This is a genomic window from Nocardiopsis sp. iso_238 (assembly GCF_056173325.1).
The window spans coordinates 1,430,420-1,453,812 of the sequence record NZ_CM149668.1; the positions used below are offsets into that span (position 1 = coordinate 1,430,420).

Genomic DNA, 23,393 nt, shown 5'->3' on the forward strand with positions numbered 1-23,393 from the left:
CGGGCGGTCAGACCACGCCCTCCCTCTCGGCGGCCCCTTCCAGGGAGGACGTGTCGATCCAGCCCAGCGCGGTCGCGAGGACACCGGCCTGGAAGCGGCTCCGGGCCCCCAACCGACGGCTGAGGTCCGCCGTGATCCGGCGCGCGGTGCGCACCGACACCCCGAGCTTGCGGGCGATGGTCTCGTCGGTGTTGCCCTCGGCCAGCAGGTTCACCACAGCCTGCTCCTGCGTGCTCAGGCCGTGACGGCCGCGTGGAGCGCTGGCTCCGAGGGGGTTGGCGCCCTCCCACACGTACTCGTACAGGGCCATCAGGGCCGTGACCACACCGGAGCCGCGCAGGACCAGGGCGCTCGCGGAGGAGTCGTCGGGGTCCGTGGGAATCAGCGCGGTGGTGCGGTCGAAGAGGATCATCCTGGTCGGCAGGGTGGGAGCCGTGCGGATCTGGGCTCCGAGCTCGGTCAGCTGGGAGATGTACCGAACGGTCTTGGGGTCGTTCATCACGCTGTCGAGGTAGATGTCGCGCAGCTCGACGCCCCGGTCCAGCAGCATCCGGTCCAGAGGGAGGCTCGCCTCCAGGTTGTCCTGCGTCTGCGCGCCCCCGTCGGCGAACGTCCAGAACGAGTGGCGGCACTCGTGCACGAACTCCTCGATGCGCAGCCGGATCGCGTCGATTCCGTGGAGCTGTTCGATGTCCATGGTCGCGCGGATGCGGTGGCTCTCCTCGAACTCGGAGATCAGCTGCGTGATGGCCGAGCGGGCGGTGGCCAGCTGCTGCTGCCGCTCCAGGAGGTCGGCCTCCTGCTGGACCAGCAGCGACTGGAGGGCGAACTCGGGGCGGACCAGGACCAGCTCCTCGGACTTCTCCCAGGAGCGTCGGACCAGGGAGAGCCGGGCCAGTTCGTCCAGCGCCGACCGCACCCGTTCCACGGGCCAGTCCAGAAGGCGTCCGAGGTCCCGCACCCCGGCGTGGGGCTCGGCGAACATCGCCCGATAAACACTCACCGCGTCTTGACCGATTCCGATCGACCCGAACACGACTTTCCTCCAGTCGCTTCTTCCTTATCGATCTCCGGGGCCACACGGTGCGTCGGCCACGCCGGAACGGAGACCCTGCGAAAACATCCGTGCCAAGTGTGGAGTCTGCGGGACCCCACCGCAAGAGTGGTTCACGATCCGTTCAGGAATCACTTGCCCGTGCCTCGATGAACAGACGGAAAACATGAGAATCATACGCCTGCGGTTGTCCGTCCGCGACCCGTTTCCCCCCGAGCGGATCAAGGCGGCGCTCTACTCCAGTTCCGTTCCCGGTGACATGTTGGAACACCTCTATATCGAAATGGCCGCCGATCAGGCAGAACTTGTCTTCTTCCTCCACGAGGACGTCGGGGGCCACGCGACGGTGACCGTCCTGCGGCTGTGGGCCAGGGTCGTGGGCGACAACCCTCCACTGGAGGCGTGGACCGTACTGGAGGCCGACCCCGCCCGGGCGATCGACCCCGGGCGGCCCTGAACCGTTCTTCGCCGTTCCTGACGTGGGGCAATCCAGAATGATCTTGACTTTCCCGAACGGGCCCGAAGCGAAAGGCCCACCACGGGAATCCCGACGCGGGGTCGCCCTCTTTCCGCGTGGTTTACCGGGTCGGGAGAAGTCGAAGCGGAGAAAGGCCGGAACGTATTCGCCCCGTCACTTTGGGGGATGTCCGAAGGTAATGGGGTGGAGGAAGTCCGCTACTCCGCACCGGTGTTCACGGTGCGCGTCGGAGGCGGTTCCCGGTTCTCTCCCGGGCGGGTCGAAACCTCCGGAGCGAGGCGGCCGTCCTGATCCGAGGGGAACCGCCCGCGCCCCCGGACGAGGCACCGGACCTCTGGTCGGACCTCAGCCGGTGACGCGCACCAGGGCCTGGTGCGCGCGGTCGCGGTCCCAGTGGAACGCCCGGTGGAGTTCGTACGGTGTCGACCTCACCATGGTGTCCAGGAAACGGGCCGCGGCCGCGTCATCCCGATCCCGCCGGTCCCCGTCACCGGGCACGTCGAACACGCGGGCGGTCAGTTCGATCACCGAGGTCGGCCACCCGGGCCCCGAGGTGTCGGCTCCGTGTCCCGTCACCAGCAGCGATCGGCCGAGTTCGGCCACGAGCCGGTCGAACTCCCTGCTCTTGAGTCCGAGGACGGACCGTGCCGACCGCGTGGTCATCGGCCCTTCGACAAGCAGCAGCTCGGCCAGACGCCGAGCACCGGCGCCCAGGTGTTCGCACCGGGTGAAGTCGTCCGGCTCTCCCGGGTACTCGTACAGGTCGGCCAACAGGTCCGGGCTGATCAGGGTCTGCCTGCCCGCGAGGAACCGCCCGAGCCAGGCCTGCCCCTGCGCGGGGAGGGTGTCCTTCCACTCCCAGAGCGCCTCGAAGTCCTCGCCCATGCCCGAGGCGAGCACCTCGGCGTCGTCGTCGCGGGAGATCTCGCGCAGACACGGGTAGTTCGGCTGCTTCCCGCCGAACAGCACCGCGAACCCGACGTCGTCCACGAAGGCCCGGGCCTCGTCGATGGTGCGGATGGTCGGCCCGTCACACCACCAACGGGTCAGCCGCGCTTTCAGAAGTTCACTCATGACGGCTCCCACCGGGGGTCGTACAGGGGACGGTCTCCGAACGGGAAGCCTCCCACACGGAACCGGGTGACAGGAGGGAGCCCTTCCGCTGATCTGGCCGACCGCACGCGCATGGCAGATCATGCGGGCAGAAAAGGTCGAGAGAAATTCCCGATGTACCCGAGTGCAGCGTGTGGCGTGAACGTGCGCACCGTAGCTTTCACGCGGACACATCGGAGCGCGCCGGGCGAGATCCGAAGTGAAGTTCCAGGTGTGACATTGGTGGGAAGGGGGAGCTCATCGAACGGCTGAGTGCCTGGGTTTACACCAGGGGCCCGGGACGTCCAAGGCGTCGTGTCTGGTCGTGCTACACGGAGCGCTGGTGCGCCTTCCACTCCCGGTGGAGTTCACGCCGACGCTCGTACTCCCTCTTCGCGCGGACCCGCGGATCGGTTTCGGGGCTCAGGGCCGCCGGTCCCATGACCTGCAGGAGCGCGTAGTTGATACGGAACCCCGTTCTGTACAGCACCGAGAACGAGTCCTTCCCCTGCGGTTTGTCCATGGCCGTTCGCCTCACTGTTCACCGGAATCGCGGAGATTAGGCAGTCGAGCGGTGACGGAATCCGCTGACTTCCCTGATCAGCACCCTACCCGCCGTGTTTTCACGCTCTCCCTCGGCCCACCCCAGTGCTGGAGTAGGCGTTGAGGCTCTCTCGGGCCGCCTGATCGCCGGCGGGAGAGGTAGCAACCACCCTTTGACATGAGGGGTCGGCAAAGGTCAACCGTCGACCGACACGGCGGTGCCGTGGGTGGGCAATTGGGGGCTGTCAGCGACGATCACCCACCTCTCACCGTGCACCCCAGAGACTGGTCGTGAGTGGATCAGGGGCATGCGATGATCATGTCTCGTGGCTCAGAGAGATCTGACAAATGCTCAGTGGGCGGTGCTGGAGTCGTTGCTTCCGAAGGGCGTCAAGCCCGGCCGGTCACCGTTGTACACCAAGCGGTAGCCGGTCACCGGTATGTCGTGTCACCGCGTCTTCGAGCGGCTCCGGGCCTGGAGATGACGCCATGGAGCTGCTCACCCGGGACGTCTCGGTTGGCTCCACCATCGCCCGCTTCAACGCACGGCCGGTTCCCCCACCCAGGTCGTGGCCCAGTAGCACCATGCCGTTGGTGACACGGCCACTGTAGAGCCGCGCCCCACCGGCGCGAAGGTCGGCTTTGAGGAGCTACCGAACATGTTCCAGGGGCGGGTGCGGCATGTACCCACGGAGAATGACGCGACGGTGCGTGGGGCGGTCTACCCTCGGCGCTCCCTTGTCCTGGTCGCCGGGGTGCCCGGGGCCGGGAAGAGCACCCTGCTGCGGCGGCTGTTCGGTCTGCGCGGGGACGAGGAGCGGACCGTGCTCACCGCGGACGGTGTGCGGGTGATCGACTCGCTACAGTCGCGGTACCAGCTGGGAGCTCTGCTGGGCCGGGTCCGCTACCCACTGTGGCGCTGGGTGGTGCACGTACTCCACCTGGTCCAGGTTGCTGCGGCGCTGTGTGGCGGCCCGGTGGTGGTGCACGAGTGCGGAACCCGGCGGCCGGTCCGTGTGCTGCTCGCCCTACTCTGCCGACTCCGCCGGTACGAGATGCACGTGTTGATGATCGACGCCACCCCGCAGGAGGCCCGGAACGGGCAGAGCGCCCGGGGGCGGCGGGTGACCGAGCGCAGTCACCGGATACATTCTCGGCGCTGGCGGCGACTTCGGGAGGCCACCCGGAACGGGCCCACGGCGTTCGCGCCGGGCGCGCGCAGTCTGCTCGCGCTCGACCGACGCCGGGCGCGGGAACTGGCCTGGATTCGATTCGGCCCTGATGCGAACACCGGTGGTCCCCCGCAGGCCGCGGTGGAGTTGCCCTCTCCTCGGATCGAGCCCGTGATGTCCGATTCCCATGCCCTGGCGCCCCGTCTCACTTCGTGCCGTTGCGTCCCGCAACATCCGAATCAGGATGATCTTCTGTGAACGTGTATGCAGCTTGCTGAAGTACCGGCCTGAACTGCGGAGCACACAGGAACGGGAGTCCGGTGGCCGCTCGCGGCGGGAATCTCTTGATCTGGGATTCGCCAACTGCATTGCGATATGGCGGGAAAGTTAGTGGGCCTTGCCCGTGAAGCTGATGGTGCGAGAGCCAATATTGTCGGCGTGGTCCTCCAGAGTGAGGGTGTAGACCCACCATCGACCAGACTCTGGCGAGGGACATGAGTCAGTGACGCTCGTTGACAGGTTCACTGGGAGCGAGAGCCTTTCGCTGCCTTGCTCAGCCAGGGTGGAGCGGCCGGACTCGAGTGGCGGCATGGCGTAGCGACAAGTCGAGGAGAGACTCAGGTCCAGCGGACTTCCTGAACCATTGATGATCTCGATCTTCCATGTCACTCGTTCTTCTCGGTTGATGTTCTTGTGGGAAATGGAAAGAAGTTGAACTCTGACTCCGCTGTCGTAAACGAAAGGTCGGTTAGCTGGTACGAGTAGGTGTTTGGACACCAGAATGGGGGCGATAAGGAGGATCACGAGTGTGAGCGCGGTCCATGGTGCGGAACTTCGCAGGATTCCCTCCAACGGTTGGTGGGGTCAAGGGTATCGGGAGGGGTGTATGCCCTGAACGAGCAACTGCCCGACGTCCTTGCCCGAGCCACACCGCCGACGTTCGCGAACACCTGGACGGAGCGCGCCAATGCCGTCGAGCATCCGAGTTCTTCACCTTCTGGGAGGAGGACGGTCCTCCAACGAGCACTTCGAAACTGACCCTTGTGAACGCGATTGTCAGGGCGACGAGCAGAGCTTGACGGGTTGACCTTGACCTGGGCAGACAGCGCTCGATCGTCAGCCGGATTCGTCAACCACAAGCTCAAAGGTCAGCGTGTGCACGAAGTCATCAGTTATTGCATGACGGTGCGGTGGGGATGTTTCGGGGAGACGGGACAGTAGTGGAGGCCGAGGGAGTAGCCGCAGCTGATGATGAGGTTGTCCAGTCCACCCGGTTCCATACTGTCGATCTGGAGCAGGTGTTCCATGGAGATGCCGCACTCGCACTCGATAGGGGAGGGGTCGGTCAGGCCCCACCGTTGGTGGCCGCCGAACTTCATTCCCCCTTGGTGGGTGAGATCGTCAGAGTAGCTGGCTTGGGGGGCGACGTGTCCGGACACGGGAGTGGAGGTCTCCCACTCCTGGATGCGGTCGGCGAGTTCTTCGGGCAGGAAAGCGTCGGAGGGGTAGTCGGTGATCTCCTCGATGGCCAGGACACACGGTGGGAGAGCGTACTGCTCAACGCGGGTGTGGGGGAAGGGCTGCTGGGGGAGCGGTGCGAGCCCGGTGAGGTCGTGCCGCCAGCGCAGGGTGAGCCAGGGAGTGAGGTCGTGGCCGTCCGCATCCGGTGGGTTGGGGTGGTCGTTGGGGCACCACAGGACCTGGAGGAGTTCGGCTCCCCCGGGGAGGGTGTGTCCGGCGGGCAGGTCGCGTGCGAACAATTGGAGGACGGCTTGCAGGTAGAGCGGTTCGTCGAAGTAGACATCGCCGCTCTCAGGAGGCGCTTCGAAGACGTAATGACCGTGGGAGCAGGCGGGCCAGGGTTCGTCCACAGGCCAGAGGAGGGGGCCGGCAACGGAGCTGTCTTGAGGTCCCGGGTTTCCCAGGTGGGGGTGGAGCAGGAGTGCGGGTGTGCCGCAGTCGTGTAGTTCGGGGAACGCGGTGAGGAGCTGGTCGCGTTTGGTCGCGGTGGTGTTGTGTCAGGGGCAGGGTAGCCCTGCTGGGTGACAGCCGGGCTTCCTTTGGGCGGCCGTGGGTGTGTGCCTGACACGTCTGGGCCACCCCTGGCGGGCTCCCGGGGCGTTGTGACGGTTGCGGGGGTGTTGCTGGGCCTGCGCGGGAGCGCCGCCAGGATGATCCGATGGGCCGTCAGGCACAGTCCCGTCAGGTGGTCTTCTCGTAGCGCCCTGCGGCGAGTGGATCTCGAGGGAAAAGAGATAGGTAGAAGAACGGTCCGGTCCTCGAGCAGATGAGCAAATTCGGAGACGGGGTCGCTGTGAATTTATCGCGGTGGGGAGACTCTGGTGCGGGTGGAGTCTTTTCCGTCAGGCCTGCGGCGAGCGCTCACAATAACCCTCAGGGTGAATCGCGTGGAATCCTGGGAGTATAGTCAAAGTGAGGAGTGGTAATTTGTCGAAGGTCTCTGAATGGAGATTAAGTGAAGTTGGATTTTATCGCTTGGATGAGTACGTCTGCGGTGTCGTTGCGAAAAGCAGTAGGAATCTCTCTAGGCTATTGAATGTTGCGGAAGAGTCAGCTTACGGAGAAGTCCCCACGGTTCGCGACGCGGTATGGCTTTCCTATATTAGGTTAGCGGTTTCGATACTCTTGGCTTTTGTCGTTTTTATTGTGGTCGGGCTCCTTGGTTCTCTGGTTAGAGATTCCAGCGGATTGTATCAATTTCTATCATGGGGTTGGCATTCTTCGTTGCCGTGCTCCGAGGTCAATTGGCGACGGCTGCTGGTGTTGATCTGATGATAATTTATATGCAATCGACATTTTCAAGAACGGGAGGGAATTTCGCCTTCATTGACCTCTATCGTAAGATGATCTGGTTGTATCCGTTGATTGCTTTCGGGTTGGTGTTTCTCCTTTTTTGGAATGGTAATTTGGCGGTTTTCGTGGGGCTCTAAGGTTGTGGATAATCAGGTTGTCTGAAATATTTGTTCGGTTCGCGCCTGTGTTAGCCTCAGTGTCCCTCACACCTGAGTAGACGATCTCATCTGGCCGCCATGGGGCGCACCCCGAGTCCATGGCGGACCGTAGTAAAGAAATCGGTTCCCAATCGACCTCCGTTGATTAATACTACTGTTAGTCCTAAAGATCTTGGGATCATGACTGCTAAATGGTTCTCCAGTGCTGGAGAATCGGCCATTGATTCTTGGAATGATGCTCGATCCTGGGTATGCGGAAATAGAGGCAATATCAAGCAAGTCGCCACTCTTGTCGGATTTGGCGTATGGGTTTTTGCCTCAGCTGGGGCCTGCTTGGGAGCTGGAGCTGCGCTTTGGTTGGGTGGCGTTGGGTGGGATGTCTATCAGAACAAGGATGACTTGAGCAATGTGAATTTTGGGCACCACGCCATGGACCTGGGGCTGCTTGCTGTCGGAGGCGCCGGTGCGCGAGCTCTTGCTGGAAGTGGGAGAAGATTCATGCGTGATACGGGCTTCTCTCGAGTTGGTAGGTATCAAAAGAAGGTTTCCGGGCAAAATGTGGGTGGAGTGGATTTGAAGAGTTCGGTTATTTCCTATGGCGCCAATGCGGGGCAGTGGATGGCTGCTCAGGGGGTCAGTATTTCAGTCAGAAATGATTGGTCAAAGTAGGGCGGATGCTCTGGGAGTCTAGGGATGAAGAATTGGGCAACTGCTTCTTTTGGATTATTTCTCGTTGCCCCCTTTGTCTTCCTGTGGGTTTCATGGAGTTTCGAGAGGTCGCAGGAGGCCCATGAGGCTGGGATGTGGCAACTTTTCTTCGTGTCTCTATTTTTTCCGGTGTCCATCTGGGTAATTCTCAAGTTCACTTTTCTTCCTGGTGTCGTCCTGGCGCCCGGGTCCTTGGTTGTACGAAATTTCATCTTCGCCCATGAAATCCCTGTGTCGCGAGTTCGTGCCATTCGGTGGGAAGGCGGTCTGTTGGTCTTTCTTGACGATGGGGAGAGAGTTGAATGTGTGGGATTTTCCGGATCGATATTGAACGAGTTGTTCGGGGGTTCAAGAAACCTCTCCCTGGTCCGCTCGATCAAGCGCCATGTCCTGCGGGAAATTGATGCAGGTCGGTGTAGTGGTTTGAGTCCACGGCGGCTGATTTATTTGAATCAGAACTTGCTCATTTCTCTCATCGCGTTTTCGTTCTTGTTTAATATTGCCCTTGGGTTTGTGGTATTTGGGTGAATTGGGCGATTGGGGTGTGTGTTGTGGCGTGGTCATAAATCTCGCTGAGATCTCTTCTCAAGAGCTTTCGGCGTGCTTATAGCTCATCTCATGTGAATTCTTGGTATCCTGGCAGTGTCGATGGTTGGGGGTTTGGCGCCGGACGGACTGCGGAAGCTGGTTCAGCGGGTGGTGCCCACTCGGCCTCAAGGTGGTGGGCAGCGCAGACACGGGGATCGTGAGGTCTTGGCCGCGATCATCTTCGCGGCGACCACCGTTTGCGCCAGGGTGCAGCTCCCACCGGTGTTCGGCCCCTCCGAGCCCACCTCGCACCGGCGTTTCACCGAATGGACTTGGGCCCGGGTCTGGGTCAAACTGCACCGCTTGGTCCTGGACGAACTCGGCTCCCGCGGTGAACTCGACCGGTCGCGGTGCGCGGTCGACTCGGTCAACATGCGCGCTCTCAAGCGGGGACCTGACAGGCCCGAATCCTGTCGAACGGGGCAAGAAGGGGTTCAAGATCCACTTGATCACCGATTGAACCGGGCTTCCGATTTCCATGGCGATCTCGGGTGCGAACCTGCACGACAGCCAAGATCTGCAACCGCTGGTGCGTGCGATACCGCCCACCCTGTCCAGGCGGCCTCCGCCCCGAGGCCGTAAACCTGGTCTAGGGAAGACTGTGGGCGAGGTGAGGGGGTGAAGGTCCTCGACTCCGTGCTGGGCAAGCGCCCACGGGCACCTACACAGTCGGGTCGCCGCCCCACCAGCGGGCGTTGCACACGGGGCGGCGTGGGTGGTGTGAGGACGATGACGGGGTGTGCGGGGTACGCCTGTATCTGGCCGTGCATGAGAAGAACCAGTCCAGCACGCCCGGCGTCGCGCGAGGGCGGTGCCACCGGCACCTCGCGGAGGGGGCCCGGGACCGGGGGACGCAGAAGCAGGCGGTGGTGAGCCGTCCTTGGATATGAGCGACTTGGCCGCAGTGATACGTCAGTGGCAGGCACCGCGGCAGCCCGTGGCCTGACCTCGCGCAGAAGCATCCAGGGCCGTCCCCTTCGAGGGAGCGGGCCTGTTTCGATGCCCTGGACCACCTGCGCCGGGCCAGTGGGGTCGTGGGGACCGGTCGAGGTCGTCGACCGAGGCGATGCCGGTGAGCGATACCCACGCGGTCATCACCCACTCAGGCTGAGCGCGGCCTGCGAGGCGATGAGGCGGTGGAGCTGCGTTTTCGCGAAGACAAGAATCTCGAAGAATGGGTTTGGGGTTTCTTATTCAGCGACTCGACACCACGCTACCGCGCTGGAAAATGATCAAAGTAGCCATACTCATCACCGTGAATCACGGAGATCTCACTGGACCGTCCCACACCCTCCGTCCCCGGCCCCAGGCCCGCTCTGAGGGATAGCTGAGAGCCAGTGAATCAGTACTCCAACGCACCCTCCGCGCCCCCTCCTGCCCTGTGGTCCTCCCTGGAACACTCGTTCTCGCAGGTCAGAGTATGTTTTGTGAGTGTGGCTCAAAACCAGACTTATACCCTGTGGGTAGTCACCTTCACGTAGGGGGCGGTGGCCCCTGGTGATGACCTCTCGGCCGCTCGTCCCACATGTCCTTTTCTGGCTCCTTCCAGGCCCGCCCGTCTGCCCCTCTTCGCTCTTTGAGTGCTTATTTATCCCTCAGCTCCTCTGGGTGTTTAAGAGTGTATGCTTCAGCCTTGGTTCGGCTGGAGGCCCGTCCTTCATAGTTGCTTGTCTGAGATTCTCTTATAAGCATTGCGTGGTCAAAGCATCGTTTTCGCATTCTGGGAATTGTGGCGAGGGTAGAGTGTGGGGGCTTGGGATGCTGCGGGCGCGGTGCGTGTGCTCGGGAGTGCGTTGATCGGCCCCGGTGTGCTGTGTTGTATTGAGCTGGCCATAAAGGGATTCTCTGTGAATCTAGGAAAACCTTATTGTGCGGCTCCCCTTCGCTTGGGAGGGGGCGAGGACAGGGGGCTCCTGTGACTACGCCTGTGACTATGCGCATCGCCCTACCTGTGACTACGCCAGCGCCCCCAGTGGTGACACCGGGCAGAAAACTCGCATCCTTGCAGGTCAAAGCCAATTTGAGTGTGACTCACGGGTCCAGACTTATGCCCAGTGGGTAGTCATCTTCACGTAGGGGCAGCGGACCGGCGGGTCGGCCGCCCCGCCAGTCCGCTGCCCCTTGCTCCCGCTCTGGCTCGCCCTCCGCCCCAGCTCGCCTTTCGCGATTTTGGGAAACTGATTTGCTATTCGAAATTGGGGGTTCGGGTCGAAGGAGTGATCGTGCGGGTGTGCGCCGAGCATGCGCCCGCAGTCGAGTGGTTCTGGTGCGCAGCCGTGAGGTGCGCGAGCGGCGGCGGAGGTGGGCCACGTCTACTGGGCCGGAGGTGGATCCGATGCGCGGGGGCGGACTGGTCCACAAGGGCGTGGCGGTAGCAGAGAAGGTGTCCGAGCTTGCTGGGATCTCCCGCTGTTCAACGTCTGGCAGGGGCGCCCCTCCCGTCCTTGCGGCCTGTTTTCCTCGACCGGGTCGGTTCGAGGTGTCGAAGTCTTGGGGCGGGGCGGCTCTCTCACTGGGTGAGGGACAAAAACAGAAGGAAGTGAACGGGGGATCGGGACGTGGGTGGCACTTCGTGCCCGGGACCGGGCCGCCGGGTTCGGGGCTGGCGTGGGGCGTTGGGTCGGGTTGTTTCCGTTCTGCTCGGATGGTGGGGGCGGTGTGGGGCCACCAGTGCCCCACACCGCCCCGAACACCCCCGGCCCCGCCGTCCAGACCGAACCCAAGGGGTTCGGCCCCACGTGGGCGCTGTGGTGGCCGCGACCAGTGAAAACCACATAACACCCGATAGCGGGTGGTGAATGGGTGTGGGAGGGAAAATCCGGTGGGGTTGTTGGTGAAGCCGCTTGACCACCTCGGCGAGGTCGAGCATGGATGCGTGGTGCCCCGCACCACGCGGGGCTCCGCACCGTATCCGTGCAGTTCACACAGGGTGGGAAGTTGGGTCAGGTGAGGTCGGATACTCCGGTCCGGTTGGGCGAGGTCGGACAACTGCCGGTGGTGTTGGAACCGGTCGAAGCCGGTCGAATGCTCGGCTTGGGCCGCACCACCACTACCGGCTCCTACGCCAGGGGTCCTTCCCGGTCCCCGCGTTGCGGGTGGGCCGCAGCTGGCGGATCCCCACCGCGGGAATCCTGGCCCCCTCGGCCTACCCGTGCCCTCCACCCTCGGTGAGGGGTGCTCAGGGTGTGGTGCGTGTAGCGACCACGGGATGGAGGGGGGAGTCGTAGATGGTTTCTCATCAGGGACGGGTGTTCAAGCGGTGCGGGTGTCGGGATGAGAACTCCGGTCGGGCGCTCGGGGTGCGCTGTCCGAAGCTGCGCCGTCAGGGTGGGGCGTTCAACCCACGCCACGGCGGCTGGGGCTACCAACTCGAACTTCCACGTACGGGCGAGAGGAAGCGTCGTCGGGCTCGCCGCACCGGGCTGGAGAGCCAGGAGCAGGCGTGGGAGGCGCTGGACCTCAAAGCCCTGCTGGACCTGGCAGGGGGTGAGGGGGAGGTGGCGGTGCAGATCGCGGACCTGATCCAGAGCGCCCTCAAGGCCCGCACCTCGTTTCCTTCGGTGGAGGAGGTGCGCCAACGGCTGGGGACGGGGGCTGATGTGCGCAAGGAAGCCCCCACCGTCGGGGCCTACCTGAAGGCGTGGATCCAGGCGAAGCCGGACCTGGCCGAAGGCACCCGAACCTCCTACACCGGGCACATCCGCAAGTACCTCATCCCGCACCTGGGCAGGATCCGGCTGGACAAACTCAAGTCCACCCAGGTCGAGGCGATGTTCGACGCCGTTGAAGAGAACAACGTACGGATCTTGGAGTGCAAGGAGTCCGAGGATCCGAAGGTGCGGGCTTCGGTCCGGGGTCAGCGGGTGGTGAGTCTGTCGACCAAGCACCGGATCCGCGCCACCTTGCGTAGCGCCCTGTCGGATGCGGTGCGTAGCCCGGAGGAGCCGGTGAACGTCAACGCCGCCTCCCACGCACGCCTTCCCTCATGTCCGAGGAAACGCCCGCTGGTGTGGACCCCGGGTCGAGTCGAGCGGTGGGAGAAGGACGGCACCGTTCCGGGTGAGGTGATGGTGTGGACACCACAGCAGACCCGCACCTTCCTGGAACACTCGAGGAAGTATGTGTGGCTGCACCCGTTGTTCCACCTGATCGCGGTCAAGGGCCTACGCCGAGGTGAAGCCGTCGGTCTGCCCTGGGCTCACACCCGCCTCACGGACGGGGAGGCGGATATCCGGACGCAGGTGGTGCAGTTGTCCTGGACCACGCTCACCACGATGCCGAAGAGTGAGGCCGGGCAGCGCACCATCACCTTGGACGCCGACACGGTGAAGGTGTTGCGGGGGTGGAAGAAGTTCCAGAACCAGGCCCGGTTGAAGGCGGGGGAGGAGTGGGTGGATTCGGGGTTGGTGTTCACCCGCCAAGATGGGTCCGGGTGGTTGCCCTCGCACGTGAGTGACTGGTTCGCCCGCATCGCCCGAGCAGCCGGACTCCCACCGATCACGTTGCACGGGCTGCGACACGGGGCGGCCTCGATGGCGCTGGCCGCGGGGACGGACGTGAAGGTGGTCTCGGCTGAGCTGGGCCACTCCACCACGCACTTCACGCAGGACACCTACCAGAGCGTGTTCCCGGACGTGGCCAAAGCGGCAGCTGAGGCTACCGCCGCTCTGCTGCGCGGGGCGTCGGTACCGGCTGGGTCGGGTGGTTTGGTGCCGGTGCGGTAGCCGGTTCCGGGGAGCACACCAGGAGCACCACGAGGCCCTCTGCCCCAGGTGAGGACCCGTTCTGGCCTGGGGTTTCCTCGTGCCCGGGGCCGTTCGACCATCGGATCAAAGGTCCCCTGGACGCGTTAGCGTTTGAGGAGTTTGCCCCGCAAGCCTTGTAGTGCTTGCACGCTGGTTTGTGTGCTGGGGTGGTTGGGTCCGTGGATGCGCCTCTGGTCACGCACCAGCGCAGCGAGAAGCCTGATGGCTGTGGTGATGTCACCGGACCTGTAGGTCCACCCTGCGAGACCATTTCGGGTGGTGAGAGTGTCTGGGTGGTCGGGACCGAAGACCCGCAGTTGGTCGGTGAGGAGATGCTTGTATACACGTACAGCGTCTTGAAGGTTTCCGGCCTCGCCGTTCCAACGGGCAAGGTTGCCTCGTGTGGCGAGCGTTTCGAGGTGGTCGGGGCCAAGCACGCGTTCTTGGTCAATGATAAGGGCTTCGAGAACCTCTATGGCCTTGGTAAGTTCGCCGCAGGTGTAATTAAATTCGGCAATGTAGCATCGAATGTTGAAGATGAACTTATGGTCAGGATCTAGGGTGTTTAGCATTTGTGGAAGGAGGAATTCTTCGCAGGTGCGAGCGGCTCCTTTGGGGTCTCCGGTGTCGGCCTGTAAACGTGCGAGGTTGGCGCGGGTGGCGAGGGTCTCTGGGTGCCTGGGTCCTAGGATTTTTTCTTGATCGATGAGAAGTGATTTGTATGATTTATTGGCGCGCTTGAGATCTCCGTTCTTGGTCATTCCAAGGGCGATGCTGTTTCGTGTGGTGAGGGTGTCCGGGTGGTCGGGTCCGAGTGCACGTTTCTGATCGGAGAGGAGCTCTTCATGGGCGTGGATTGCTTCTGTAGCGTTTCCGGATTCTCCCCACCAGAAAGCGATGTTATGGCGAGTTGTGAAGGTGTTTGGGTGGTCTGATCCCAGGATTCGCAGCATTGCAGGGAGGAGGTCTTCATAATCTCTGGCTGCTTTTTCTGGGTCTCCGGCTATTCCGCGCATTGCGGCGATATTGCCCCGTGTGGCAAGCGTGGCGAGGTGGTCCGGGCCAAGCACACGTTCTTGGTCAATGAGAAGTTCTTCGTGAGCATGGAGGATGCTCTTTGTATTTCCGCCTAGATCTCCAGCCTCGGTGCGCCAAAGGGCGAGGCTGTGGCGTGCCGTGAGGGTGTGGGGGTGGTCAGGTCCCAAACGATGGTGGGCAGCGGTGGCTGTGCGTTCCCAGTAGCCCAGAGCTTCGCTGATTCGCCCGGCCTCACCGAGACTATGCCCCGCACGGAAGAGCAACGGGTGCGCATCCGGTTGCCACAGCCAGTCCTCCACGCTCTTGTTCGAGATGATGCGGCTCCGCAGAGCTTGAACGTTATCGCGCAGATGGTCACTCAGGGCCGTATCTCGTTCCACGTCGGGCCACACATACTCGAGCGCATTGGCTGCCACATGCACGCTGCACCGGGTGGGACGCGTGGTGCTGTGTTCGCGGATGGCGCGTTGGACGAGCTGGTGCATGCCTAGGGTCGTCTCGCTCCGATACAGGTCTCCGGTGGATGTGATGAGGTTCAAGCGCGCGAGCAGCACAAGTGCGTCGCACACGTCTTGTACTGCGACACCGCCTTCGGCGTCATCTCCTTTGAGATTGGATGTCGGGTCAGGAACGCTGGGCGGTGGTGCGGGTTGTAGGTCGGTGGTGTCCTGATCCGCCGTGGGCATGGAGTTGCCCTTGCCGGCTTGCGGAGCCGGTTCTAGGTCGGTGCTCAGGTAATTGCGAACGGGGGGTGCGGTCAGGACGGCTAGGGGGATGTGTTCGGAGTCGAGTAAGCCGAGAATCCCAGTCAAGGGCTCGGCGAGTCGTTGAGGGGGCTGCTGGTTGGCGTGGTCGATGGACAGCGCCCAGGTGGTGGCGATGGCGTGTGCGTAGCCCGGCGCCTGTCGGGGGAACATGCGATCCAGGTTCTGTGACTGGGCAGTGAACAGGTCGGTGTAGGCAGCCAGAGTCATGCCGGGCCGGTCGGCGAGGTAGGCCACCACCAGGCTCAACGCCAACGGCAACCGACCCAACAACTCAGCCAAGTCCTCCCTTTCTGAAGGCGTGTGAGGGATGCGCGCGTCGGTGAGGGCTTCAGAGAGGAAGGCGTCGGCCTCAGCCTTTGTATACACGCCTAGGTCTAGGACCGTGCGGGTGCGTTCGGTGAGTTCACGCCCGCTGTCACGGGTGGTGATGAGCAGCCGCCCATTGCCGGTGGTGGGTGGCCACAAGTCGTCCAAAGTGGCGGACGAGCCGTCCGGATGGAGTGGGTGGAGCAAGACCAGGTCGTCGAAGACGATCAGCCACCGCTTGTCAGTGGTGGCCAACCACCCCACGAAGGCCTGGGCGGCCTTGTCCGGGGTGTCGAAGCCGCGCTGCAGGATACTGGAGGCCTCGCGGGCGTAGGCGTCGACGATGGTGCCGCGGGTGGAGGCGTTGACCCACATCACCAGATCCGCAGTCAACCCTTCGCCGCGGGTCGCCTTGGCCGAGTTCGCGCGGATCTGGGGGCTTCCCATACCCCGATGGAGAGCACCCACCGCGTTGTCGTCGTGGTGTGCACGGGAGTTGGCCAGGACCTGGTGGACGTAGGCGGCAGCCATCTGTGTCTTGCCGACTCCTCCCATGCCGGAGACCACACTGCCTGTGCCCGCACCGTGTGCGGTCTGCCGCAGGGCAACCGAGGTCTGGGTGTTCAGGGCGTGGTACAGGTCGGCGGTGATGGTACGTAGTTGGTAGTGGCGTGCGACCGGCGGGATGGCGCCCACGAGAAGGGGCCAGCGGGGCGGGGCAGGAAGTGTGTGAACGTGCTGCTCGTTGTTCTGCTGACCGATGATTGCCCCGGCTTGGGCTCCGCGGAAATCGAAGTGGTTCTTGCCCTGGCGGTCGCTCACTTCTGCGGCCCCTGTCCGTTCCCGCCTTCGCGGATAGGTGGGTTGTTCTGCTGGCCGATGATCGTCTCGCCGCGGGCTTCCCGGAAGTCGAAGTGGTTTCCTCCGTAGGTGGTGGGCTCCACACGCGTGTCGTCGTCACTCTGCGGCATCGCCCGGTCCTCGCAAGCACAGTTGTTGCCCGTACCTGTCGCCTGGCAGCCCTTCGGGAGTGACGGGGGCGGCGCGGCTGCGGTAGAGGCTGCTGGGTGTGTGCGGGGTGGTTTGGTGGCGGCCCAGACGACGGTGTTCACCGCCAGCGCCAGAGCACCGGTGATCGCTGCGGTCCAGGAGGCGGCTTCCCACCCCTCGCGTGAGGTCGGGCCGCCGCCGAACCACACCCCAATCCCTAGGGCTGCCACGATCACGATGGCCGCTGCCACTGCGCCAATCCATCTTGCCCTGTTCATGCCACCGATTGTGGCGCGCCATGCCCTGTGGGGTAAGGGGTTTCGGCTGAAACGGCCGTATGCGGCCTGTGAGGGTGGCAGGGTGTGCCCGGCGCTGAAGGAATGCCCCACACGGGCCGACGGGCGGCTGTGGGGCGCTGGTTGGCGGACACGGGTCCGCCCTTGGGCCGTGCCTGGCATGGCCCGGCAGGGTCACCGATCCGCAAAGTGCTCCACGAGGTGGACCCCCACCTGCACTCACCTTGTACTGGGGAGCACACCAGGAGCACACATGGCCACCCAAACACCGCGAGGACCTCCTCGGAGGTCCTCGCGCGCCCCGTCTGACCTGGGGGTTTGTGGTGCACCCAGCAGGATTCGAACCTGCGACCGTCGGATTAGAAGTCCGATGCTTTCGTGCCCGCACGTGTCACAGGGTGCCGTTTCGTCCCAATCCATCCGATCACTGCTGTCGTTTCGTGTCAAGGGGTACCGCCCGATGCCCCGGTCCAAAACTGCGGAGCACAAACGGAGCAGACACTGGCCCCTGGCGGCGTCCGATGGTCGATGGCGAGATCTTTGGGCGATTTCTCTCTTGTTCTTTGTGAACGCCGCAACATCTTGGCCAGGGTCTACCCGTTCTTGCGCTCCAGTTCGCTGAGGAATCCGCGTAGCTAGGAAGTGGCCTGTCTACGGGACTCAACGCGGGAGAAGTGGTGGACGAAGGACGAGGTGAACTCGGAGAAGGACCGTGACCAGGTTACGAGGTCAGTGATGGCCACGCACGGTTATTTGCCCTGTGTGGCCATCTTTTTTGAAAGATGTCGTTGCAATACTAGACGGATCTTCTGATTGCTACATCAGCGACGGTGCGCTGATAAACGAGTTCACCTAGGCGAGGAAGCCAGGTGTCTTCATCCGTCAGCAGGTCTCGTGCGATCACCCACGGGGTGGCGAAGATGTTTGTGGTTGACTCCATCGCCTGATCGGAGCCGAGCGCGATCGCTGCCAAGCGATGCCGCACCCCGCGCGCCATCAGCTCCCGCGCAGCGGGCGTGGGAACCCCGAAGCGAAGAAAATCCGGGAATGCTGCGATCGCTGGGGGAAGCTCGTTGCCCGCTTCGGTGGTGTGCTCCTGTATTAGCGCGACTGCTTGCTCGATAAGTGTCACGAGGTCGAACAGGACAATCTTCGCGTGGATGCGAAGCAGGGCGTCGATGTCGATACCGACGCGCTGCGCGATGTCTCTGAAGGTGCGACCCTCAAGCCACGCCAGCACGAGCTGCGACAGGGAGGTTCCGATGTCGGTCACCTGGGTGCGACGGTAAGCGGCCTGGGCCTCCTCTGTAAACCCCGGCTGTTCGAGGGCCCAATCCACGAGGACGCGGACAAGATCGGGATCTAGGGGCGAGTCTGCCGTGTTCCAGGCCGTGTAGCGCGGGAGAAGGTTGTCGATCACCTGGTCCACGAGTCGAGGTCGAGCGGAGGTCGTCCGCGCCAGCGCAAGGCGTCCTGACGACCGCATATCAACGATCCGACGCGCCCGGAGCTCGAAGACATGTTGGAGCAGCTTCTGCTCGCCAGTGTTCGCCTTTGTCGCGGCGAACGTCTCGGCGGCCAGTTGTTGTGCGATCTGCGCGAACTCGTTGGCCCCAAGTTCGTCGCGGATGAGCTCGATCAGCGCGGAGTCAACGCCATCAACCAGCGGGAAGAGCGGCGCGTTCTCTTCGATCACCTCGTTGGTGAGCTGCAACCGGTTGCTGGCCAATGCTCGTTCGAGTCGGCGGATCAGCTCGATGACTGCGCCTTCGACTGGCTCGCCGGGTTGGCCTGCGGCAACCGGGCTGACCGCCGCCCAGTCGTCGGGGTTGGCGCAGATCACCAGGCCTCTGGTAGAGCTGCCAGCCCGGCCGGCCCGACCGACGAGGTTCTTGATGTCGCGGGCCAGCATTGCCCGCGGAGCGCTCCCGTCCGAGCTTCGCTTCACGGAGTACAGCACCATCGTTCGAAGCGGGAGGTTGACACCCTCAGCCAGCGTGTTGGTGCACATGACCATCGGGACGTGCCGATCCGAAACGAGCTCCTCGAGAACTTCGCGGGTCTCCTGCGGCACATCGCCATGGTGAACGATCGCCCCCGCTTGAAGCAATCTCGTGCCCACCCAATCGTCTCCGAACTCACCGGCGAGATAAGCCACTGCGGAGTCGACGAGAGCAGCGTCCTTAACGTAGTTCTGAGGCAGGGGAAGGCTAAGTCCCGAGTCAATCTGCCTGAGGAGTTCGCTCGCTAACCCAACGACCCCACGGTCACCCCCCTTTTCGGTGGCAAAGATCGCGACCGGACCGAGGGTGAGCGCCTTACGCGCGGCCGCTACAGCTCGCGTCTTCGTCGAGGAGTAGGCGTAGGTGTTGCGTCGACCGGTGGACGGGTTCGTGAACTGGAAATCCGCGGGGCGTAGGAACTCTGGAAGCGTGTGGGCCGGTACCGAGGTGGATGGTTCGTGCAGCTCTAGGCCGATCGTGGCCCGGCTCCCGGAACCGTTAGGTCGTAGCACCGCGAACTCAGCGATCGACGGTCGATAGTCGCTGCGAACGACGGTTGTGTCGGATCCACCGAGCCATGTGTTGATCTCCTCGACGTTCGGCACGATCGCGGAGACGAACACGATCCGCGGGCTTGGGTTCCGTGCTTTCAGTCGGGCCAGCAGAAGCTCAAGACCCACACCTCGAGCCCCGCTGTCGAGGAGATGCCCTTCGTCGCAGACGACGAGGGAAATCGCCGTCAGGAGTTCGGGGTGGGAGCCGATCAAGCCGGTCAGTGCTTCGGGTGTCGCAATGATGACGCGGACGTCCTCGAGGTCCTCGCTCTCTTCGATGCCCGGCACTGTGCCCCCGTAGACAGTCCGTGAGCGCAGGCCCATCTTGGTGAGGTGTCGGCCGACGCTTCCTCGCAGCTCACGGGCCAGCGCGCGGTACGGGACCAGGAGTACAGCCTTGCGCTCAGCTGAGTGTGTCAGGTGGTCAAAGATGAGCGTCTCAGTCAGCGCGGTCTTGCCTGCACCTGTGGGCATCTGCAGCGAGTACGAGTGGGCGCTGGTGAGCAGCCCAGCATTGATGGCCTCGATCTGGGAGGGGAAGAAGTCCCAGACGGGTTGACATCGATCGAGGAACGACTCGACAAGCGGATCCCATCTGCGGGTCGCGCCGTCTGGCAGAATCGCTCGCAGGTGGGTTTGCCGGAATCGCTGGAGCAACGCCAGGTAGAGGCGGTGCGCCACCCACTCCTCCGGTCCGACTTCAAGCGCTCGCGCCGCGCCGAGTTCGGCTGCGGCGACTGCCGTATCGATGACCTGAGCGTTCCCACTCCGAAGCGAGGCGACCAGTGTGCGGGTGAGAGCCGAAGCCGGGCTCGCAGAGCGGGTTAGCAACTCGTGTGCTGCCCTCTGCTCGTCCGTCTCCCAATATTGAGGGCCAGTGCGACGCATCGTCATCACCGCCGACGCGGGGTACCCACCCAAATAGAACGCGACCGAGGCGAAGAACAAGGCATCGGCTCGAGCACCGGCTTGTAGTTCCCGGCTAACCGAGTCCAGTGCGCGGCCGAGGGAAGCCCAGTCCGCCGGTTCGGCGTCCCCACTCCGCACCATGTCGAACAACTCCCCAACAAGGGAGTAGTACAGGTCCATGGTGCGGCCGTCGAGGTAGTCGAGCTGGCTTAGATGCGCTGCAAGCTTGAAGTCCTCGATGGCGTAGTGGGTCTCCGCGTCCGCGATCCATCGCCCCAGCGTCTCCCTCATGCCACAGCCTCGGACTCGTCAGCGCTCAGCAGTGCCGCGTTATAGACCAACTCGTAGTTCGACTTCAAGTCGGGGACCGAGATCACGATCAGCGCCCTCTCATCCGGTGGAGGGGCCACCACATCCTGGATCTCGGCTGCCACCAGGTTGGTCGAGATGACCGCCACCGCCCGGAACTCGCGGTGCGCCGTCGGGTGGTCGATCGCGCGGATGAAGCGGTCCAGCTGGTCGACTGACACAGTTGAGAGGCCCGTATCCAGGGCCCGTTCCTTCAGCCAGTTGAGCGTCTTGATGAAACGCTGAGAACTATCCTTCTTTGAGTCCTCGATCGCGCTCGCGATCGGCTCCGAGTGGCCACTGGTCGACTTGGTCTTGACCTCGGAACAGATGATGCGATCTTCATCCGATGCCACCGGCCAGTGCGGCAAGATCATCTGCACAACGTCGGAGTACGGCGCAGCCTTGGTGCGGTCCTGCTTGAGCCGCCACTTCTTAGGGTCGAGGACTTCGTTCGGGTGTTCGCGAGCGGCCTGAAACAGCGCGGTGAGTATCTCACCGAAGTCGCCAGCCATCGTGGAGCCGCGATCCGGCAGCTTCGCGGCGATGATTTCCTGGGCAGAGGCCGACGTCCGCGTTATCCGATCTTGGAGCCTCTCATCTGAGATGTAGCAACGGCGGACCGGTACACCGAGTTGCTTCGCAAGAAGCGAAACTTGACCGGCTTCGACCTCAACGAGAATGAACGGAGAACTCTGGATTGTGGCGAAGATATCCCCGAACGACTCGAGGTCAACATCCAGTTCCTGCACCGTGACTCACCTATTCCCGAACCAGGACCGGCTTCGCGATCTGCCAGCCGCCGTCACCACGATAGTGTCTCGTATCGAGGTTGGTGGAGGCTGCGGCGTATGCCGGGCCCGCCTCCCGTCACTCACGGGAGGCGGGTCGCCGTTGAACGGAGCAGTAGGAAACCAGTCGGGGTGGTGCCTCGTTGCTGACCGCACAGGAGAGGACTGGCTTGGCCTTCGTGACTGACGCCGTGGGGTGCAGACAAGAGCCTGCCGGCACGAGTATGGACAATGCATGGGCGGAATACCTGGCTGCACCTCGGTCACATCCTGGACCCACTGGTGGGAGGACCCTGCTGGACCCTGATTTTCTGAGGCTCTGACCTGAGGTTTTATGGCGCACCCGGAGTATTCGAACCTGCGACCGTCGGATTAGAACCGGTCACTCACCGCAACATCTCGCCCTTATCTGCTGTGGCGACCGCGACCCTGACAGGATGACAAGGCCATTCCGTGCACTCTGCTGATCGGCAGGCGTCCCGCTGCTGATTCGGTGCGTGTTCGATGAGCTGGGTGTGGATGAAGTTCCAGAGCTCTCGCTGGAACGGATCCGTCAACCGGTCGCTGCGCAAGTGATCGGTTTTGGTGAGCATGAGGCTGTAGGTTCGCTTGGCCTCTTCGAGGGATGCTGCATAAGGGTCGCCGTTCACCATCCTGCGCTCCCGGAACGCAGGTCGGCGATCGCTCCTTTGACCATGATGCACGGCCAGCTTCCTGTGCTGCACTCGTCGGCCTGACACTGAGCGTGTTCTTCGTCCGGTGCGTGTTTGGCGAGCGAGCCATGGGTCATTGCCCACCAGGCGGACCTGTCTCCCCGGTTGTAAGGGGCATCGCGCAACCGAGCAGATTCGGCTAGGGCCCAGCCGTAATGCTCGCGGGCGTCCTCGTCAGTGGGTGTGAGAGGTTCGGTCACGGCAACTCCACGAAGGGTAGGCCTACAGCGGCCAGTTTGGTTTGCAGGTTGATGTCATCGGTTGCCACGTACAGGGTCGATTCGGGGTGCTCCGACTGCAGGAGAAGCGTTGAGGCGACGAAGCGGTCATCGGGAACGTCCAGATCGAGCCACGAGGGCAACCCGCTCGCCTTCGGCTCGATGTGCTCAAAGACGCAGGAAACCTGCCCTGCGACGGTGACACCTTGGCTCACATCACCATTAGTTCGCAGGCCTTTGAGACGCCGGTTCGCCTTTCGGGCGGCATCGCGCAGCTCCTGAGTACGCCCGGATCGCTTGAGGTCATCGATCTCACGCAGGACCACCGGCACAAGGTGGACGCGGTACCGCGGTCCCAACGTCGCCCTGTGGATGGCGAGGTCGGGTTCGTCGATGAGCGTATTGGTGTCGACCACCAGGCGTATTGCCTGCTCATCTGCCGGAAGGAGGCCAGCCAAGACACGAAGACTTTCCAAGGTCGTCTTCAGCGAGGCATTGGCGGCTTGCAAGGTCGGAGGAACATCATGGGCACCAGGGTTTCGTGTGAGCCAGGAATCGATGAGACTGAGTCCCTCGTCCATCCGCTCCTGAACCTCGGGGGTGGGGTGCGGAAAAACGAGACGGAATCGCGGTTCCCATTCACGAAAGCGCTTCAAGAGAACCATCCGGCTGGCTTCCATCTCCGGGGAGCTTTCCACCCAGCCCCACACGGGTGCGCCGAAGAACCAGACACTGCCGTCGGAGTTGCGGTTGGGGTCGATGTTCTCAATAGAGGAGGAGTCAAGGATCGTGCCCAGGCCTTTGATGATCTGGTCGAGATCAGCGAGGAGCCGTTCCGTGTACCCAGGAGGCTTGGTCGTCATGCGGCCAGGTTAGATCCGCGCACCGACAAAATGACGGGCCCTGCTTGAACGCTCACCCCCGGAGTTGCTCGCGGACAGTGCGTCGGAAGGGTTGGTGCAGCGGCTCCGGAGTATGCAGATGATCACCGAGACACCTACCTGGCTGTCTCCTACCAGGCTTCATAGAGGGTTCGAGGTGGGCTGGGATCGCCTCCCGTCACTCACGGCAGGGCCGCTGCCCCACGTCGGTGAACCTATGACTGGCT

Annotated in this window: 15 protein-coding genes, 1 tRNA gene and 1 pseudogene; 6 read left to right on the forward strand and 11 right to left on the reverse strand. The window is 63.1% G+C overall.

Features of this window, described 5'->3' with window-relative positions:
• Nucleotides 1-7: 7 nt before the first annotated feature.
• The gene (locus AC0VYL_RS06430; protein WP_475482582.1) at nt 8-985 is read right to left on the reverse strand and encodes a helix-turn-helix transcriptional regulator; all 978 of its coding nucleotides are present in this window, start codon (nt 983-985) and stop codon (nt 8-10) included.
• A 235-nt stretch (nt 986-1,220) separates the two neighbouring features.
• Here AC0VYL_RS06430 and AC0VYL_RS06435 point away from each other — a divergent pair, with 235 nt between their 5' ends.
• Nucleotides 1,221-1,511 carry a hypothetical protein gene (locus AC0VYL_RS06435; protein WP_475460300.1) on the forward strand — a complete coding sequence of 97 codons (291 nt, stop codon included), beginning with the start codon at nt 1,221-1,223 and terminating at the stop codon, nt 1,509-1,511.
• A gap of 366 nt (nt 1,512-1,877) precedes the next feature.
• Here AC0VYL_RS06435 and AC0VYL_RS06440 read toward each other — a convergent pair whose 3' ends face one another.
• Both AC0VYL_RS06440 and AC0VYL_RS06445 read right to left on the reverse strand, forming a co-directional pair.
• Complete coding sequence (locus AC0VYL_RS06440) at nt 1,878-2,606, reverse strand: AlkZ-related protein (protein WP_475482583.1); 729 nt, start codon at nt 2,604-2,606, stop codon at nt 1,878-1,880.
• Between the two features lie 346 nt (nt 2,607-2,952).
• Nucleotides 2,953-3,147: a hypothetical protein gene (locus AC0VYL_RS06445; protein ID WP_475482584.1), complete on the reverse strand. Its 195-nt coding sequence runs from the start codon at nt 3,145-3,147 to the stop codon at nt 2,953-2,955.
• 679 nt (nt 3,148-3,826) lie between these two features.
• Here AC0VYL_RS06445 and AC0VYL_RS06450 point away from each other — a divergent pair.
• Nucleotides 3,827-4,597: an AAA family ATPase gene (locus tag AC0VYL_RS06450; RefSeq protein WP_475482585.1), complete on the forward strand. Its 771-nt coding sequence runs from the start codon at nt 3,827-3,829 to the stop codon at nt 4,595-4,597.
• 914 nt (nt 4,598-5,511) lie between these two features.
• Here the strand turns inward: AC0VYL_RS06450 and AC0VYL_RS06455 are convergent.
• Entirely contained in the window at nt 5,512-6,210 is a 699-nt protein-coding gene (locus tag AC0VYL_RS06455; protein ID WP_475482586.1) for a hypothetical protein, read from the reverse strand.
• Between the two features lie 1,281 nt (nt 6,211-7,491).
• Here AC0VYL_RS06455 and AC0VYL_RS06460 point away from each other — a divergent pair.
• The 4 genes and pseudogenes from AC0VYL_RS06460 to AC0VYL_RS06475 all read left to right on the forward strand — a co-directional run bounded on the left by AC0VYL_RS06460 (nt 7,492) and on the right by AC0VYL_RS06475 (nt 13,331).
• Complete coding sequence (locus AC0VYL_RS06460; protein WP_475482587.1) at nt 7,492-7,980, forward strand: hypothetical protein; 489 nt, start codon at nt 7,492-7,494, stop codon at nt 7,978-7,980.
• 24 nt (nt 7,981-8,004) lie between these two features.
• Nucleotides 8,005-8,547 (forward strand): hypothetical protein, encoded by a 543-nt coding sequence (locus AC0VYL_RS06465; RefSeq protein WP_475482588.1) that lies wholly within the window; start codon nt 8,005-8,007, stop codon nt 8,545-8,547.
• A 114-nt stretch (nt 8,548-8,661) separates the two neighbouring features.
• A pseudogene (locus AC0VYL_RS06470) lies at nt 8,662-9,187 on the forward strand (transposase); the annotation flags it as partial.
• 2,647 nt (nt 9,188-11,834) lie between these two features.
• Nucleotides 11,835-13,331, forward strand: coding sequence for a tyrosine-type recombinase/integrase (locus AC0VYL_RS06475; RefSeq protein WP_475482589.1), 1,497 nt, complete (start codon nt 11,835-11,837; stop codon nt 13,329-13,331).
• Between the two features lie 125 nt (nt 13,332-13,456).
• Here the strand turns inward: AC0VYL_RS06475 and AC0VYL_RS06480 are convergent, their stop codons facing one another.
• The 7 genes from AC0VYL_RS06480 to AC0VYL_RS06510 form a co-directional block, all read right to left on the reverse strand.
• Nucleotides 13,457-16,285, reverse strand: coding sequence for a tetratricopeptide repeat protein (locus tag AC0VYL_RS06480; RefSeq protein WP_475482590.1), 2,829 nt, complete (start codon nt 16,283-16,285; stop codon nt 13,457-13,459).
• The gene (locus tag AC0VYL_RS06485; RefSeq protein ID WP_475482591.1) at nt 16,282-16,731 is read right to left on the reverse strand and encodes a hypothetical protein; all 450 of its coding nucleotides are present in this window, start codon (nt 16,729-16,731) and stop codon (nt 16,282-16,284) included. The genes AC0VYL_RS06480 and AC0VYL_RS06485 overlap by 4 nt, the downstream gene beginning before the upstream one ends.
• Nucleotides 16,732-17,070: 339 nt before the next feature.
• Nucleotides 17,071-17,151: transfer RNA gene (locus tag AC0VYL_RS06490), tRNA-OTHER, on the reverse strand.
• A 394-nt stretch (nt 17,152-17,545) separates the two neighbouring features.
• Entirely contained in the window at nt 17,546-20,506 is a 2,961-nt protein-coding gene (locus AC0VYL_RS06495; protein WP_475482592.1) for a DEAD/DEAH box helicase, read from the reverse strand.
• The gene (locus AC0VYL_RS06500; protein ID WP_475482593.1) at nt 20,503-21,315 is read right to left on the reverse strand and encodes a Hachiman antiphage defense system protein HamA; all 813 of its coding nucleotides are present in this window, start codon (nt 21,313-21,315) and stop codon (nt 20,503-20,505) included. The genes AC0VYL_RS06495 and AC0VYL_RS06500 overlap by 4 nt, the downstream gene beginning before the upstream one ends.
• 425 nt (nt 21,316-21,740) lie before the next feature.
• Entirely contained in the window at nt 21,741-22,007 is a 267-nt protein-coding gene (locus tag AC0VYL_RS06505; RefSeq protein WP_475482594.1) for a hypothetical protein, read from the reverse strand.
• A 256-nt stretch (nt 22,008-22,263) separates the two neighbouring features.
• Nucleotides 22,264-23,148 (reverse strand): PIN domain-containing protein, encoded by an 885-nt coding sequence (locus AC0VYL_RS06510; RefSeq protein WP_475482595.1) that lies wholly within the window; start codon nt 23,146-23,148, stop codon nt 22,264-22,266.
• Between the last annotated feature and the right edge of the window lie 245 nt (nt 23,149-23,393).